General features: G+C 54.5%; 14 protein-coding genes. 6 read left to right on the forward strand and 8 right to left on the reverse strand.

The window, feature by feature from the left end; genetic code table 11:
* Positions 1-4: 4 nt before the first annotated feature.
* The 3 genes from QE270_RS02100 to QE270_RS02110 all read right to left on the reverse strand — a co-directional run bounded on the left by QE270_RS02100 (position 5) and on the right by QE270_RS02110 (position 5204).
* On the reverse strand, positions 5-3073 hold the full coding sequence (locus QE270_RS02100; protein ID WP_300034435.1) for an efflux RND transporter permease subunit: 3069 nt from the start codon (positions 3071-3073) through the stop codon (positions 5-7).
* 3 nt (positions 3074-3076) lie between these two features.
* Entirely contained in the window at positions 3077-4114 is a 1038-nt protein-coding gene (locus QE270_RS02105; RefSeq protein WP_300034438.1) for an efflux RND transporter periplasmic adaptor subunit, read from the reverse strand.
* Positions 4115-4247: 133 nt separating this feature from the next.
* Entirely contained in the window at positions 4248-5204 is a 957-nt protein-coding gene (locus QE270_RS02110) for an L-threonylcarbamoyladenylate synthase (RefSeq protein WP_300034616.1), read from the reverse strand.
* 54 nt (positions 5205-5258) lie between these two features.
* On the opposite strand from QE270_RS02110, the gene QE270_RS02115 reads away from it, so the two are divergent.
* Positions 5259-6995 carry an acyl-CoA dehydrogenase gene (locus tag QE270_RS02115; protein WP_300034441.1) on the forward strand — a complete coding sequence of 579 codons (1737 nt, stop codon included), beginning with the start codon at positions 5259-5261 and terminating at the stop codon, positions 6993-6995.
* Positions 6992-7807 carry a DUF815 domain-containing protein gene (locus QE270_RS02120; RefSeq protein WP_300034444.1) on the forward strand — a complete coding sequence of 272 codons (816 nt, stop codon included), beginning with the start codon at positions 6992-6994 and terminating at the stop codon, positions 7805-7807. Before QE270_RS02115 ends, QE270_RS02120 begins: the two co-directional genes overlap by 4 nt.
* On the opposite strand, the gene QE270_RS02125 is transcribed toward QE270_RS02120, so the two are convergent.
* Positions 7804-9126, reverse strand: a complete 1323-nt coding sequence (locus tag QE270_RS02125; RefSeq protein ID WP_300034447.1) for a sorbosone dehydrogenase family protein — start codon at positions 9124-9126, stop codon at positions 7804-7806. The two genes, QE270_RS02120 and QE270_RS02125, sit on opposite strands and share 4 nt — an antisense overlap.
* Before the next feature lie 570 nt (positions 9127-9696).
* On the opposite strand from QE270_RS02125, the gene QE270_RS02130 reads away from it, so the two are divergent.
* Positions 9697-10713 (forward strand): esterase-like activity of phytase family protein, encoded by a 1017-nt coding sequence (locus tag QE270_RS02130; protein WP_300034450.1) that lies wholly within the window; start codon positions 9697-9699, stop codon positions 10711-10713.
* Between the two features lie 38 nt (positions 10714-10751).
* Here the strand turns inward: QE270_RS02130 and rpmB are convergent, their stop codons facing one another.
* Positions 10752-11042 carry a 50S ribosomal protein L28 gene (gene rpmB / locus QE270_RS02135; RefSeq protein ID WP_125230549.1) on the reverse strand — a complete coding sequence of 97 codons (291 nt, stop codon included), beginning with the start codon at positions 11040-11042 and terminating at the stop codon, positions 10752-10754.
* A gap of 130 nt (positions 11043-11172) precedes the next feature.
* On the opposite strand from rpmB, the gene tadA reads away from it, so the two are divergent.
* The gene (gene tadA / locus QE270_RS02140; RefSeq protein ID WP_300034454.1) at positions 11173-11628 is read left to right on the forward strand and encodes a tRNA adenosine(34) deaminase TadA; all 456 of its coding nucleotides are present in this window, start codon (positions 11173-11175) and stop codon (positions 11626-11628) included.
* Here the strand turns inward: tadA and yghX are convergent.
* From yghX to QE270_RS02155, 3 genes are read right to left on the reverse strand one after another with little or no spacing between them, the layout of a single operon-like run.
* On the reverse strand, positions 11625-12530 hold the full coding sequence (gene yghX, locus QE270_RS02145) for a YghX family hydrolase (RefSeq protein ID WP_300034457.1): 906 nt from the start codon (positions 12528-12530) through the stop codon (positions 11625-11627). The two genes, tadA and yghX, sit on opposite strands and share 4 nt — an antisense overlap.
* Positions 12531-12542: 12 nt before the next feature.
* Positions 12543-13343: a LytTR family DNA-binding domain-containing protein gene (locus QE270_RS02150; protein WP_300034460.1), complete on the reverse strand. Its 801-nt coding sequence runs from the start codon at positions 13341-13343 to the stop codon at positions 12543-12545.
* Positions 13340-14476 carry a histidine kinase gene (locus tag QE270_RS02155; protein ID WP_300034463.1) on the reverse strand — a complete coding sequence of 379 codons (1137 nt, stop codon included), beginning with the start codon at positions 14474-14476 and terminating at the stop codon, positions 13340-13342. Before QE270_RS02155 ends, QE270_RS02150 begins: the two co-directional genes overlap by 4 nt.
* 126 nt (positions 14477-14602) lie before the next feature.
* On the opposite strand from QE270_RS02155, the gene QE270_RS02160 reads away from it, so the two are divergent.
* On the forward strand, positions 14603-15160 hold the full coding sequence (locus QE270_RS02160; protein ID WP_300034466.1) for an HD domain-containing protein: 558 nt from the start codon (positions 14603-14605) through the stop codon (positions 15158-15160).
* A gap of 127 nt (positions 15161-15287) precedes the next feature.
* Entirely contained in the window at positions 15288-15413 is a 126-nt protein-coding gene (locus QE270_RS02165) for a hypothetical protein (protein ID WP_300034469.1), read from the forward strand.
* Positions 15414-15492: the final 79 nt, after the last annotated feature.

Genomic DNA, 15492 nt, shown 5'->3' on the forward strand with positions numbered 1-15492 from the left:
AAGCTTACCCTTGAACTTGGGCGGAAACTGCGGCCTTCGCCGCATCCCCGCGCACCACCAGCAAATACATAGCTGGTGTGACAATACGTGATAGCAAAGTTGAGGAAATCAACCCCCCGATCAATACGATTGCCAGCGGTCCGTAGAGGCTGCCGCCAAACAAAGCGAGCGGCATGAGGCCACCAATTGCCGTGACTGAGGTCAACAGCACCGGCAGGAACCGCACTTCGCCTGCCTTTTCAATGGCATCGCGCAAGGTGTAGCCGCGCTGCCGCAACTGGCTCGTGAAATCGACCAAAAGGATCGAATTCTTTATCTCGATGCCGATCAGCGCGATAAAGCCGATAATGGCAAGAAACGACAGATTGTTTCCAGTCGCCCAAAGCGCAATAAGACCGCCAAATGTACCCAGAGGGATAACGCCAGCGACAACCAAGGCCTCTTTAAACCGACCAAATTCGGCGACAAGAATGGCAAAAATGCTAAACAAAGCTACCACAACGACTGGGCCGAAGCCGGCAAAGGTGTCATTGATTTTTTCGGCTTCTCCGCCGACTGCTATTGAATAGCCTGGCTTGAGCGGAATGCTGTCCATCCGTTTTTGTGCATCAAGATTGACCTTTGACACTACAGCGCTATCCAAAATTTGCGCACTGACGCTGACGTTGCGCCGAAGGTTATACCGGTAAATGGCGGAAGGGATCGATTCCAACGTTGGATTGGAAATCTCGGCCAGCTGGATCGCTTGTCCGCTTCGGTTCGTCACGTAAATGGATGCGAGGGCAGACACTGGTTGGGTCTCTGCCAGCGGCAAGCGCACGACAACGGGATAGCTATCGCCTTCGGTATCCCGATACGTACCCGCACGCTCCCCACTTAGCGCAAGCCGGATTGCGCGGCGCGCCGCGCCAGCGGGGACATCCAGCAATGCAGCTTTTGCTTCGTCCACCCGCACATCAAGATCAACCTTGTCGAACGCAACCGGATTATTCACGTCTCTGGTGCCGGGGGTTTCGCGCAGAACCTGCTCCATTTTGGCCGCAAGGCGCTTCAGCTCGGCCTGATCAGGACCATAAGCGCGGAATTCCACTGGTGCGTTTATCGGAGCGCCGTTCTGGAAAAGCACCAATTTGATCCGCGCACCGGAGATCTCGTCAAGCTGCTTACGCAACCGCTTTATCATAGCGCGTGACTTGGAACCTTCCCAATTGTCCATGATCGCGAGAACCTCACCATGGGTAGGGTTTTCGCCGCGTTGAAAGACATTATAGAAAACGGGCGGATTATATGCGCCAACATTTTCCGCCCGTACTTTGATGGCGGGTTCGGTTTTCAAGACTGCAGAAACCTGGGCAACGATGCGCCCGGTTTCGTCTATGCTCGCACCTTGTTCGGCCTCCACAGTCACGCGAAAATAGGGCGTGTCGGCGTTTGGAAACAGGCTGAAGCCAAGTAGCGGGACAAGAAAGAAGGCTGCACAGGTGCCCGCTAACGCGCCCCATACGGAGCGGCGGGGCCGGTCCAGCGCCCAATGCAGCATCGGGTGATAGAAACGGTCAATCTTCTGCATCAGCCATTGCAAGGCCGCGCTGCCATCCTCCGATGCATCGTCTTTCAATATGCGGCTGGCAAGAAACGGAACAATGGTCAGCGACACAATCATCGATGCTGTAATCGTCGCCACAATGGTCCCGATGAAGCTTTGGATGAATTTTCCGGCGCCTTCGGGAAGAAAGAAAAGCGGCAAAAAGGCAAAGACCAAAACGCCTGTCGACCCCAAAACCGCCATCGTGATCTCTTTGGTGCCGTCAATCGCCGCTTCGCTGCGGCTTTTTCCCATGCGCAAATGCCGCGCGATGTTTTCGACGACGACAATCGAGTCATCGACCAGCAAGCCTAATGTCAAAATGAAGCCCGCGACCACCAACTGGCTCAGGTTAAAACCATAAGCTGATATCGCGAGCAGACCCGACGCAATCGAGAGCGGGATTGAAATCATCACGATCACCGACGCCCGCCAGCCCAAAGGCAGAAGTGTTATCAACACGAGGAACAATGCGATCCCAAAGTCGCGGGCAAGCTCGTTAAGGCGTTTCCTGATATCCTTGCTCTGGTCGAATTGGATAACGGCCTTAATATCCGCCGGAAGCAATTTTTGTTGCTTGGCGAGTTCTTCAACCAACCGATTGCGTAGCTTGGTCGCATCCGTGCCTTGTTTCTGATTGGCTGTGATAACAACGGCCCGTTTGCCATTATGGCTTACTTTCACGCGCTGTTCGGCTGCGCTGATTTTCACATCAGCCACATCGCCGACGCGGATTATGGATCCGTCGTTCGAGCGAATTGGAAGGTTGCGGATGGTATCTACGTTGCGAAAGGCGCCGCCTGTTTCCACATTGAACCGTCGTGCTCCGCTGGTAACGGCGCCGGCCGGAACGTCAGCACCACCAACGCGAATGGCGTCGACCACAACACTTGCTGGCAAGCGTAACTCTGCCAGCCGACCGGAATTGATCGATACGCTGATTTCCGGTTGCGGAAGTCCGAAGATATCCGCCTCGCGCACCTCCTTATCGCGCCCCAATGCTTCGCTAATATCGCGCGCATATTTTTCCATCCGGTACCAACTTGCCGTGTCGCTTAACAAGGCAATCTGAAGGATGGAGGCGTTGGTTGTCCGCACTTTCTCGAATTGTAGCCGTTGCAGGTCCGCCGGAAGCTGACTGCGGATCGCGGTGACTTCACGCACGGTGTCATTGAAATATTGGTCTGGGTCCCCTGACCAGTCAAACTCCACACGAATGAGGGCACTTCCATCGCTGCTGGTGGACGCAGCTTGCTGAACATCCTCCAAACCTTGAACCAGCTCTTCGATAGGCTTTGTAATGGTTTGCTCGATTTCCGCTGCATCTGCGCCTGGTTGCGATACCAGAATCGACACTATCGGCATGGAAAAATGCGGATCCACTGCACGAGGAACTTGTTGGAACGCAGAAAAACCCATCGCACATAGCAGCGTGAACAAGACGAGCGTTAGCTGCCACCTGCGAATTGCAACCTCTGCGATATGCATGCTCTAGCGCTTCCTGTTGAGGACGCGGACCGTCGACCCTGTGCGTAATTTTTCTAGGCCAGACGTCACTATTTGGTCACCAACCCTTAACCCTCCAGACACAAGCACATAATTATCGGTTACCCGTTCAATCATCACATTACGCGTTTCAACGCGGTTTTTGGGCCCCACCACGTAAACAAGACCTTCGCCGGTGCGGACGCCGAACAAAGCACTCGCGGAAATTTGCACTTGGTCGCCACTGTCCGATGCAGGGAGCTTGATGGCGGCTGTCCCAATTTGCCCAGACCGCAATACTGGCCGGTTGGGCAGGCTAAACTGCACGGTAAATGCGCCTGTCGCCGTATTGGCGCGCCCTTCTATTTCGGTAATCGTCGCGGTCAACGGCCCCTCGCCCGCCGATTCAATCGAGATATCCGCCGCCATACCCACGCGCAATTTCGATGCGTCGCGGTCTACGATGGGTACGCGAAACACGAAACCCTCATCTGCCGCGCCCAGCATAAGCACCGGCGTTCCCGCAGCAATGATTTGGCCCGCCTGCACATTGCGCATGAGCACAACGCCGCTTGAGGGTGCATACAGTTGCGCGGTATTACGCGCAAAGCCAGCTTGCTGGACGCGCGCCTCTGCGCCCTTCACGGCTGCTTCTGCGGATTCAAATCGGGCTTTGGTCACCCAACCATCGGCATATAGCGCGCGGACACGGTCAAACTCTGCGCGTACACGGTCGCGTTCGGCAGTTGCGACGCTCATGTCCGCGCCAACATTGGTGGTATCAAGTGCAGCCAGCAATGCGCCGCGCTTTACAAAATCGCCCTCTTCGAAACGAACGAGCGCGACTTTCCCAGCCGTTGTGAACCCCAAAGGCGTCTCGCGACGGTAACGCACGGTGCCGACAGCGTTGATTTCACGCACAAGGCTTTGTTTCTCAACCGTGAAGACTTGGACAGGATGAACGGGTTGCGCAGCGATTTTGCTGTTGCCGCTATTGTCTCCACAACTCGCAAGCGGGATGACCAGCAACAATCCGGCGAACATTTTTGAAGATACTGGCAAACGGCCCTCCCAAGCTCTGATACCACACCGCGATACGGGAAATTTATTCAGGATGAAATAGCGTTTTGATATGAAACCTATTTCGTAACATCGACACCCGTCAGCACCCCCCTCCTCACCGGACTGCGGCCCTCGCAAGCCGGTCATTTATTGCGATGCCGATGCCTTCATGCGGAATGGGTGCAACTGCAATAGCGACAGCGGCGCTGGCATCAGCCGTGTGCAGCGCCTCAAACAAATGTGCTGCGGCCTGCGCGAGATCACCTGTTGCAGACAGGTTATCGTCGCCTGCAATCGCGCCGAAGCCAATGAGATACACATCGGGTTCCGATGCAATGACGTTTAGCCGAACAGGCTTAAACGGCGCATAATGGCTGGCCATTTGGCCAGGCGCCTCAATAAACCCATTGGCAGCGGCGAGCGGCGCATAACCGATGACGTTTTCGATGTCTTCCGAAGTCACCGGACCCGGCCTCAAAATCTGCCAACCATCATCGCGCACGGCAACAATGGTCGACTCCAATCCTGCCGAGCAAGAACCCCCGTCTAAAATCATCGGCACAGCCCCTCCAAGCCCCTTCAGGACGTGATCGGCGCGGGTTGGGCTGATTGACCCGCTCGGGTTTGCGGAGGGCGCAGCGAGGCTTAAACCGCTTTTTAACAGCAACGCCTGCATGACCGGATGTGCTGGGCACCGGATGGCGATAGTGGGCAGTCCTGCGGTCACGGCGCGCGCGATGGGTGCATCGGGTTGCAAAGGCAGCACCAGCGTCAATGGGCCGGGCCAAAAAGCCTCCGCCAGTGCCTGCGCAGTAGCATTAAACACACCAAGCTTTTCTGCGGCTTTCTGGTTGCGTACATGCACAATCAACGGGTTGAAATCTGGACGGCCCTTTGCCGCATAGATACGGGCCACAGCCTCGGCATTTTGGGCATCGGCGGCGAGGCCATATACGGTCTCGGTGGGAATCGCGACGATCTGTCCAGCCCCCAGAAGCTGTGTCGCAGCCGTAATTGCAGCGTCATCAGCTGGCACAACCCAGCCATTCCCCAAGGTATTTGAGCCAAACATCATAAGCGGCTATAGGCGGGTGCGAACCAGCTTTAACAGGATTTTTTAACAGCCATGACGTTTTCAGCACCCGTCGCAGAACAAAACTTCGTTCTTAAGCATATCGTCGGTATCGATGCATTGGCGCAGCATGCGCGTTTTGCCGATGCGACGCCCGATATGGTGCAAGCCATCGTCGATGGCATTGGCGCATTTGCAGAAGGCGAATTTGCGCCGTTAAACCGCATTGGCGACACCGTCGGGGCACGTTTGATTGACGGCAAAGTTGTCATGCCTGATGGATTTGTCGCGGCGTATAAATCCTATGTAGCAAATGGCTGGGGCTCGATTAACGCGCCTGCAGAATTTGGTGGACAAGGCCTGCCATTTTCAATGGCTACTGTCGCATTGGATTCGTTAGGTGCCGCCAACATGGCGTTTGCGTTATGCCCCATTCTATCGGTCGGCGCGATTGAGGCGATCAACCACCATGGGACGGACCGGCAGAAAGCACTTTTTCTGCCAAAGCTCTCCACCGGCGCATATTCCGGCACGATGAACCTGACCGAACCGCAAGCAGGTTCCGACGTTGGCGCGCTAAAATCGACCGCAACGCCGCGTGGTGATGGTAGCTATCACATCAAAGGCACGAAGATTTATATCAGCTTCGGCGACCATGACATGGCCGAAAACATCGTCCATTTGGTGCTGGCCCGCACGCCCGATGGCCCCGCAGGAACGAAGGGCATTTCGCTGTTTCTGGTACCCAAATATCGGGTCGATGCAGACGGCAATATCGGTGCGCAGAATGACATCAAAGTGGTATCTATCGAACATAAGATGGGCATTAATGCATCGCCTACCTGCGTCTTGGCATTTGGCGAAGAAGGCGAATGTATCGGTGAACTGATCGGTCCAGAATTCGGCGGGATGCGCGCCATGTTCACGATGATGAACAATGCGCGGCTGAACGTTGGCCTGCAAGGCGTGCAGGTTGCTGAAGCCGCCACGCAAAAGGCGATCTGGTTCGCACGGGAGCGCGTTCAGTCGGCTAAGGCAAGCGGGCCATCACGGGAACCCGTTTCTATTGTCGAACACCCTGATGTCCGCCGAATGCTGTTGCGTATGAAGGCAGGAACGCAAGCAATACGGGCTTTGTTATATCTCGCATCCGGCTATGTTGACCGCGCAACGTTGGGTGAGCCCGGCGCACAAGAAATGGTCGACCTGTTAACGCCGCTTGCCAAAACCTATGGTACGGACATGGGCAGTGAAATCGCGTCTTTGGGCATTCAGGTGCATGGCGGCATGGGCTTTGTCGAGGAAACAGGCGCCGCCCAATATTATCGCGATATCCGGATAGCGGCCATTTACGAAGGCACCAACGGTATTCAGGCCGCGGATCTTGTCGGTCGAAAGCTGGCGATGCAAGGCGGCGATGTCATCCGCAATCACCTCGCCGCGATCTCGGCGGACGCCGCAGAACATGCGGGTCTATCGGCGCTGGCCGCGGCAACGGCGGACGTCACGGACTATATGCTCAATGCTGACATTGATGACCGCTTAGCAGGCAGCTATGCCTACACAAATATGATGGCCGTTGCGACATCGGGCTGGCTCATGTTGAAACAACTGCGCGCCGCTCGGGCCGCAATCGCCAATGGCGACACAAGCGCATTCCTGCGTGCCAAGGTCGCCGCTTGCCGTTATTATCTTGACGTGATGGTTCCCGAAGCAATGGCCTTCAAGGGCAGCGCCATGGTCGGTGCGGAATTGCTATATGCGATTGATGCGGAGGAATTGGCGGCTTGAACGAGCAAACGCTCAAACGCATCGCTGAAGCGCTTGAGCGGCTGTCGCCTCCGCCCGCGCCGCCCACAGACCTGTCGTCCTTTCCCGCCTATCATTGGAACGGGACAGGCCTGGCAGCGGTGCATGATTTCAAACCACTGCCGCTGGAATTGATCGTAGGCGCCGACCGGCAAAAGGCCGAATTGTTCGAAAATTGCCGACGGCATGCATCCGGCGCGGCTGCGCATGACGTGTTGCTATGGGGTGCGCGGGGCATGGGGAAATCCGCATTGGCCAAATCTGTTGTCGCCGCGCTTCAGGAGAATGGCTTCTTCATCGCCCTTGTCGAAGCCGCTTCAAGCCAGCTGACGAGCCTGCCGACCTTGTTCGAAGAGCTTGGCGCGTCGGGTCGGCGCTATCTTTTGTTCATCGACGATATTTCGTTTGAACCACATGATCAGAACGCGCGTCTATTGCGGTCATTATTGGAGGGCGGCGTCGAAGCGCGTCCAAACAATGTAAGGCTGTGCGTGACGTCGAACCACCGGAACATCGTTGAGCGCGATAGCAGCGATCAGGCTGACGCCATGAACGCGCGTGATGCGATTGACGACAGTCTGGCGTTGGCCGACCGCTTTGGCCTTAAACTTGGCTTCCAATATCCCAATCAGGACGACTATCTGCACATGGTCGCAAGCTATGCCAGCCATTTTGACCTGGACTGGGACGAAGCAGACGCGCTCGGCTTTGCCCAAGGTCGCGGCGGACGGTCGGGCCGGATTGCATGGCATTACACCATTGAGCTGGCTGGCTGCGCAGGGCGGAAGATTTAATCCTTCGCCCGTACGCGCCAGACGATGTTGCCTACATCATCGCTTACCAACAAAGTACCATCCTTGGCTAAAGCAAGCATAGAAGGGCGGCCCTGTGCCTTGCCGTCCTTATCCAAGAAGCCTGTCAGCACATTGACTGGCTTGCCCGCTGGTTCCCCCTTGGGAAACGGCACGAAGATGACGTCATAGCCGGAAACCGGTTTGCGATTCCACGAACCATGCCGCGCGACAAAGGCGCCTTCGGTAAGACCCGCACCCAATTTGCCATTATAGCCAAATGCAAGGCCAAGCGGGGCGGTATGCGCGCCCAAGGCATAATCTGGACGCCGTTCATATTCGCGCTTTTCCGGTTTCAGCGGTTTTACACGGGTATCGGTGAAACCACCCCAATAATGTTGCGGCCAGCCATAGTCGGCGCCAAACTCAACCAAGGCAAGATAATCAGGCACAAGGTCTGAACCCAGCATGTCGCGTTCGTTTACGACAGTCCACAAACGGCCGGCTTTGTCCCAGCCAAGGCCGACTGGGTTACGCAGACCAATCGCGTAAGGGATTTTCTTGTCCTTCGCGATGTCATATTCGAACACCATGGCACGGCCGACCTCGGTTTCCATACCGTTGTCGCCGATATTGCTATTCGAGCCGACAGAGATGTAGATTTTTTTGCCATCAGGCGAAGCTGCGAGATTGCGCGTCCAATGGTTGTTGGGCGCTCGGGCGTTGAACTTTGTCAACTCTTTGCCCTTTGCCGTAATCTTCGTATCGCCCGTTTTATATGGGAAAACCAGCAAGCCGTTCGTGTTGGCAACGTATAATTTCTCGCCGATCAGAACCATGCCAAAGGGCGAATTAAGTCCAGTGAGGAACGGCGTTTTAAGCTCCGCCTGCCCGTCACCATTGGCATCCCGCAATAAGGTGATGCGGTTGGCGGAAGGCACATCGGCTCCAGCCTTACCCATCAGCCACTTCATAACAAACCCTTCAACGCCACCCATTTTGCGTGGGGGTGAGTTGGTTTCGGCGACCAATATGTCGCCATTGGGAAGCGTATAAAGATTGCGCGGGTGGTCGAGCCCCTCAGCAAAGCGTTCAACAACAAGACCGGGTGCGACGACTGGTGCTTCACCAGTCTTCCAACGGTCTACGTCAGCCACGGCAATAGTTGGAAAAATCTGCTCACGGCCTGCTGTAATCTGCGGCGTTGGACCAGTGACAGCGTCCAGCGGCAACTGCGCGACGTCAGGGCGTGTGATATACCAAACGCCGATCAGCCCCAGTGCGACGAAGATCAACGTGATGTTGCGAACGTGTTTCCACATAAATTCTAGCCCTTATTCACTGACGTTTGCTGTCCATAATCCAAATAACTATCGCAATAGCGCATCCAAGGGCCATGCCGGCAACCGCCCCTGCAGAGGGCTGGTCGAAAACGACGCCTAAGATGACACCAATTAATAGCCCAAAAGCGATAAAGATCCCGCCGGCAAGCCGCGGCTGATTATTTTCTGTTCCTGACATACCGGCCCCTTGCCACCAACTATCATGTCCTAGCAAGCCCGATGTTTATCCTTAATATTTGCTAACCACGTGCTTTGACAGAAATGCGATATCTAAAATTGTAGACGAACGCCGCAGACAGGCTCATCCACCCCTGGCCTGTCTGCAACCTTAAAGGGAAGCCATCACCCGGGCCGTCAAAAGCCTAATGTCGGCAAATAGCTGCATTATGCCGTTGGCGCCGGATAGAGCGGTCGGCCCGGGATGGGTAGAAAGGCAATTTGCTTTGCCGATAATTGCCTTATGAACATCAATGATTGAGCCGAAGCTGAATAGGATTGTTATGTTTTGTTCATCTTTAGAGGTAAAATGATGAACGTTCTGGGGGTAGCATGCCGCAAAAGCTGAAGCGTCTCGCGCTCTGCATGTTGTTAGCGGTTTTGGTCATAGGCGGCGTCCGAACGATTTACCCCAGCTACAGCCAAGATATCACCTTGCGGCGCCTCACCTTAAATCCTGATGATCCCGCGCAGCGGTATGTGGGTGCACTTGCGTTTATCGCTGCCTGGGAATTGCAAAGCCGCAATGAGGACTTCGGCGGCATTTCGGCGCTGACAGCGCTGAAAAACGGTCGTTTTGTCGGCATCGGTGACGCGGGGACCTTGATAGGCTTCGGCTTGAGCAACGGTTCACGGGCAACCCGTCCCTTCATTGTGCCGCTGCCCAATGCACAGGGGCCAGACATCAGCTACAAAGATCGCGACAGCGAAGGCATCGCGTATGACCCCGATAGCGACCAATATTGGGTTAGCTTTGAACAAAGGCATGCGATCAGGCGATACTCTGGGTCTTTCGGGCGCCAAACCGGCATAATGCGTCCGCGCGAAATGCAGGATTGGCCCAATAACAGAGGTGCCGAAAGCATTATCCGTTTAAAAGATGGCCGCTTCCTGGTGATCGCCGAAAGCGTTGATGACCACATGCACCCTGCTTTGTTGTTCTCTGGTGACCCAGTTGAGCGGGGCACCAGCATCACGTTGTTCAAATTTCGGCCCCCAACCGGCTATCGCGTGACGGACGGGGTGCAGTTGCCTGATGGACGAATCGCCATTTTGAATCGTTCGATTGGTTTCCCGCGGGGCTTTTCAGCCAAGGTATCACTGCTAAACCTAACGAACATAAGCCGCGACAGCATAGTTTCGGCAAAGGTCATTGCATCGCTTACCGCACCGCTGCTTGTCGACAATATGGAGGGGATTGCTGTTACGCGCGAAGGCCAGGACACAATCCTCTGGCTCATTTCAGACAATAATTTCAGTATATTCCAGCGCACTATTTTGATGAAGTTCCGCTTACCCCACCAACCAGACAGCAAAAAGCCGGTGGCATCAACTGCCCCCGGCCTTTGATTTGCTTGAACAAAAGGCCGCGTCAGCAGCCTATCGCCTTACGCCGCAGCTTTTTGCTTCTTGGCGATTTCTTTTTTCACTTTGCGTGCATTGGTCGAAAGCTTCTCGTCCGAAGTCTTCAACAACCAGTTGTCGAGACCGCCAACATGCTCAACCGAACGCAGGCCGTGGGTCGAAACGCGGAACTTGTAGCCTTGCTCAAGAGCGTCCGACAACAGGGTGACATTCTGCAGGTTTGGCAAGAATGTGCGCTTTGTCTTGTTGTTGGCGTGGCTCACATTGTTGCCGACCAGACGGCCCTTACCGGTGAGTTCGCAGATGCGCGCCATGATGTATATCCTGTATAAATGAGTGTATGCGGAATCACTGACCCGCGAAAGTCGCTGCCCCTAACGCTCCATGCCGAAAAGGTCAAGTCGATGTGTGGTCAAAAGCGGTAATCTGCGCTAGCAAAATAACATGTCCCTTACCAAAGCCCGCGAAATGATGAACGAAGCCCTTAATCTTGCGCGTGCAGCTGCCGCGCAAGGCGAAGTGCCAGTCGGCGCAATTGTAGTCAAGGATGGCGTCATTATCGGCCGCGGGGCGAACCGCCCTGTCGAGAGCCATGACCCCACCGCGCATGCCGAAATCATCGCCATTCGTGCGGCGGCCGCGCAACTTGGCAATGAACGCCTTATAGACTGCGAGTTATGGGTGACGCTGGAGCCCTGCGCCATGTGTGCTGGCGCGATTGCCCACGCCCGCATCGCGCGCCTCTATTATGGCGCTGACGATGCCAAGGGCGGCGCTGTGGCACATGGTCCACGTTTGTTTGAACAAGCGACCCTGCACCACAAGCCGGAGGTGTATGCGGGCATTGCAGCAGACGAATCCGCCATTTTACTCAGAGATTTTTTCGCCAGCCGCCGTTAGCGCAGATTTTCGCCTAAAAACGCGAGTGTCCGTGCCCAAGACAGGTCTGCCGCCGCTTTATCGAATCGTGGCGTGCTATCATTGTGGAACCCATGCTGCGTTCCGGCATAGAAATGCACTGAGAAGCGTCTCTGGTTTGCAATAAGCGCGGCCTGATACGGCAACCAGCCCATGTTGATACGTTCGTCCACCTCGGCATATTGGACCAGCAAAGGCGCCTTGATTGCGGGAACCTCTTCGGCGCGCGGTTGACGACCGTAATAAGGCACCGATGCCGCCATTTCGGGATAGGCCACCGCCAGCGCATTGCTCACGCCGCCACCGTAGCAAAATCCAACTGCGCCAACCTTGTCAGTGCTTTCGGGATGATCGCGCAGATATTCAAAGCTGGCGAAGAAATCCTCAAGCAACTTTCTGGGATCCAACTTCGCCTGCAAATCGCGACCTGTCTCATCATTACCGGGATAGCCGCCGACCGATGATAGTCCATCTGGACCAAGGGCGATATAACCAGCCTTAGCCAAACGTCGCACCACGTCCTCAACATATGGATTGAGCCCACGGTTTTCGTGGATGACCAACACGGCAGGCAACTTGCCTTTTGCCTTGGCGGGCTTGGCCAGCAAGCCGTTGATGCTCCCATGCCCTTCGGGACTTGGCACTGTAACCCGTGACGTGATGATCGCAGGGTCATCCGCCCGCACTTGCTGCGCCATCGCATAATCAGGCTTTAGCTGATTGAGAATCATGAGGCCCGTAACACCCGCGGCCGCAAACTTTCCCGCCTCACGCATAAATTCGCGCTTGGTCAACTTGCCATGGACGTAGCCGTCAAAGATTTCGAGAATATAGGGGTGAAAATCGCTGGCCTTCATGCGTGTTGAACCACCGGCTGGCTTCATCCCTTATACTCCTCAATGCACAAAACGGGCGACGACGTCGCGATACGACCGGCTGACCTTAACCTGCGCGCCGGACTCCAGCACCAAAAAGCATTCGCCATTTGTGTGCGGCTTGACCTGACGCACTTGGTCCAGATTGACGATCGTCGAACGGTGGACCCGCTGGAACGTCCGTGGGTCGAGCCGCTTTTCCAGATCCTTCATTGTTTCGCGCAAGATCAGCGAGTTATCGGCCGTGTAAATGCACATATAGTCGCCAGCAGCATCAATACGTTCAATGCTTTCAACATCGACACGGAAAATTTGGCCGCGATCCTTAATATTGATAAGCTTTTCAAAGCGTGATGACGCCATATCCTCATCTATAGACCCGAGATTATCGGCGGCGTTTGGCGCGACTTCATTGATGACCGTGCGCAGGCGCTGAAGCTCATCCGAGGTGCGTTTGTCGTGTAGACGGCTGCGCACGCGGTCCATAGTGTCAGCCAAGCGCTCAGGTTCAACTGGCTTCATGAGATAATCGATGGCCTGCGCCTCAAACGCTTTAATAGCATGTTCGGAATATGCTGTCACAAACACGAACAATGGCGGATCAATGTCCATCACGCCCTGCACAACCGAAAAACCATCAAAACCTGGCATCTGGATGTCGAGAAAAACCAAGTCTGGTTTCAGCGTCTTTATCTTGCGAATAGCCTCACGACCATTGTGGCAGGTTGCTACAATCTCTATGTCCTCAAAAGGCTGAAGCCTTAATTCGAGACCCTGAATAGCCAGCTTTTCATCGTCGACCAATATTGTACGAATGCTCATGCGGATATCTTTCCTTGCGACTTAGCCCCCGCTTGGTTGTCGTCCCCTGCAATAATTCCAGTTTGATAAGGTAGTTCCAACAAAACCTCAAATCCTCCCCCGGCTTTGACATAATGTTCAAAACGTTGGTCGTCACCATATGCCTGTAACAAGCGCTCACGCGTGTTCGCCATCCCAACCCCTGTGGATAGGCTGTAGTCTTGCTGCCCCGGCTGCAAGCCCGGCCCTGTGTCCGAAACGGTAATCCGAACCCTTTGCCCGACGAGTTGAGCGACAACGGAAATGTCGGCCCCCTCCTCCTTAGGCGTCACGGCATATTTAATGGCGTTTTCCACCAAAGGCTGAAGCAATAAAGATGGCACCAAAGCGTCTTTAACCGCAGGCTCAATCGTGAAAAATGTTCGCAATCGTTCTTCGAACCGCATTTTTTCGATATCGAGGTAGAGCTTCAAAGTTTCGATTTCTTGGGTGAGCGGCACCTTTGCCGCAGCTTCATTAATGAGGGTAAAGCGCAGGAATGAGGACAAACGCGACAACATGGCATTGGCTTGGTCGGTCTGTTTGAGTAACACCAAAGTCGATATGCTGTTCAATGTGTTGAACAGGAAATGCGGATTAAGCTGATACCGCAACATTGTGAGCTGCGCGCTGGTAGCTTGCGCTTCAAGCCGCATCATTTGGTCCGCCTGCTCCTCGCCGCGCACGAAATAATTGATCGCATAATACAATGCGGACCATGCCCCAACGAGAAGGCCATCTTTAAACAACGCCCCTAATAACAATTGGGCAAAGGGCGTTTGGTCTGCACCCTCCCGGATCGTTTGAACAACCCATGTGTCAATATACGCGTAAAGCAGCGTTGCGCTCATGACCGCCAGCAAAGTGGTTCCCCACGTCACAAATGGTCTTTTTTCAATTACATAGCGGTATACAACCGATAGCATTAACGTGACAGAATAGCCGGTGACTGCGGAAATGAGCACCGGAACCAGAAAACTTAACGGTTGTCCGTTTGCAATAACCGTAACAGCGTAGAGCGCAGTAGCGCCGCCCCAACCGGCCGAGTGCAAGTTCCAAAAAGCGCGGTTTTTGTCCGCGAAAAAGGGTTTATCGGAAAGCTCTAATATCGCCATTTATTCGGTCTAGCCCCATTTCGCTTATGCTTGAAGCCCTTGTTTCATCAGTCAACAATGTTAAACATCCCGCCTGGGAGGATATCGGCAATGGACAATCACGACGATCGCGCAAATTTTCACGACATGTCAGAAAGCACGCAGGAGGATTGGCAAATCATCATGCGGCACAATATTCCGTTTTCGCAAGATGGCGGACGCCGGATACTGGACCATCTCAAATTGCTTGATGGTGACTTTGGCGGATTTGCGGTTGACCGGTTGACGCACTCACTGCAGACAGCGACGCGTGCACATCGTGATGGACGAGATGAGGATTATGTCATCATGGCATTGCTCCACGACATTGGTGATACGCTCGGCGCTACCAACCATCCAGACATTGCTGCCGCCATATTGAAGCCGTTCGTTTCCGAAAAGCTCCTTTGGATTGTCCAAAATCACGGAATTTTCCAGGGGCAAAATTTCTTCCATCATTTGGGCCTCGACCGCGACATGCGCGAGCAGTTTCGCGGCCATGAATGGTTTGCTGAAACTGAAGAATTTATCGACAAATATGACTGCCCATCGTTCGACCCGAATTATGACACGCTCCCACTGGAATTTTTCGAACCAATGGTGATGAAGTTTTTCCGCAGCCCGCTGAACAGCATCTATAAACGGCCGTTAGAAAACACAGCTTAAGCAGCATTATCCGCAGACGCCCTTTTAACAGGGGCAGTGTATGCTTATATTTGTATAACAGTGGTCGGTTCAAACTGACCAGTGATCCGGAGTTTGCGCGAGCAACCTTCCCTTGAGGGGAAATATCATGGCAAAAAGCCAAAAGAAGTCGAGCCGCGAAGTCCGCAAGCCAAAAGCCGAAAAGCCGAAAAAGCAAAACGCATCGAACCCTTCGGCGAAGGGCAACCCAGCAGGCTTAGGCGCCAAAAGCTGAACCGTTAACGTCCAAGCAAGACCCTCGCCTGCCCCGCAACCTGCGCCAACATTGCGGGGGTTGGAACACTCGTCTTGCG

The organism is Sphingorhabdus sp. (assembly GCF_029865925.1).
Classification (GTDB): domain Bacteria; phylum Pseudomonadota; class Alphaproteobacteria; order Sphingomonadales; family Sphingomonadaceae; genus Sphingorhabdus_B.

What these genes read in the sequence shown, in the direction of transcription:
- QE270_RS02100 (WP_300034435.1), bottom strand. Translation starts at nt 3,073, where the DNA reads ATGCATATCGCAGAGGTTGCAATTCGCAGGTGGCAGCTAACGCTCGTC.
- QE270_RS02105 (WP_300034438.1), bottom strand. Translation starts at nt 4,114, where the DNA reads ATGTTCGCCGGATTGTTGCTGGTCATCCCGCTTGCGAGTTGTGGAGAC.
- QE270_RS02110 (WP_300034616.1), bottom strand. Translation starts at nt 5,204, where the DNA reads ATGTTTGGCTCAAATACCTTGGGGAATGGCTGGGTTGTGCCAGCTGAT.
- QE270_RS02115 (WP_300034441.1), top strand. Translation starts at nt 5,259, where the DNA reads ATGACGTTTTCAGCACCCGTCGCAGAACAAAACTTCGTTCTTAAGCAT.
- QE270_RS02125 (WP_300034447.1), bottom strand. Translation starts at nt 9,126, where the DNA reads ATGTGGAAACACGTTCGCAACATCACGTTGATCTTCGTCGCACTGGGG.
- QE270_RS02130 (WP_300034450.1), top strand. Translation starts at nt 9,697, where the DNA reads ATGCCGCAAAAGCTGAAGCGTCTCGCGCTCTGCATGTTGTTAGCGGTT.
- rpmB (WP_125230549.1), bottom strand. Translation starts at nt 11,042, where the DNA reads ATGGCGCGCATCTGCGAACTCACCGGTAAGGGCCGTCTGGTCGGCAAC.
- tadA (WP_300034454.1), top strand. Translation starts at nt 11,173, where the DNA reads ATGTCCCTTACCAAAGCCCGCGAAATGATGAACGAAGCCCTTAATCTT.
- yghX (WP_300034457.1), bottom strand. Translation starts at nt 12,530, where the DNA reads ATGAAGCCAGCCGGTGGTTCAACACGCATGAAGGCCAGCGATTTTCAC.
- QE270_RS02150 (WP_300034460.1), bottom strand. Translation starts at nt 13,343, where the DNA reads ATGAGCATTCGTACAATATTGGTCGACGATGAAAAGCTGGCTATTCAG.
- QE270_RS02155 (WP_300034463.1), bottom strand. Translation starts at nt 14,476, where the DNA reads ATGGCGATATTAGAGCTTTCCGATAAACCCTTTTTCGCGGACAAAAAC.
- QE270_RS02160 (WP_300034466.1), top strand. Translation starts at nt 14,603, where the DNA reads ATGTCAGAAAGCACGCAGGAGGATTGGCAAATCATCATGCGGCACAAT.
- QE270_RS02165 (WP_300034469.1), top strand. Translation starts at nt 15,288, where the DNA reads ATGGCAAAAAGCCAAAAGAAGTCGAGCCGCGAAGTCCGCAAGCCAAAA.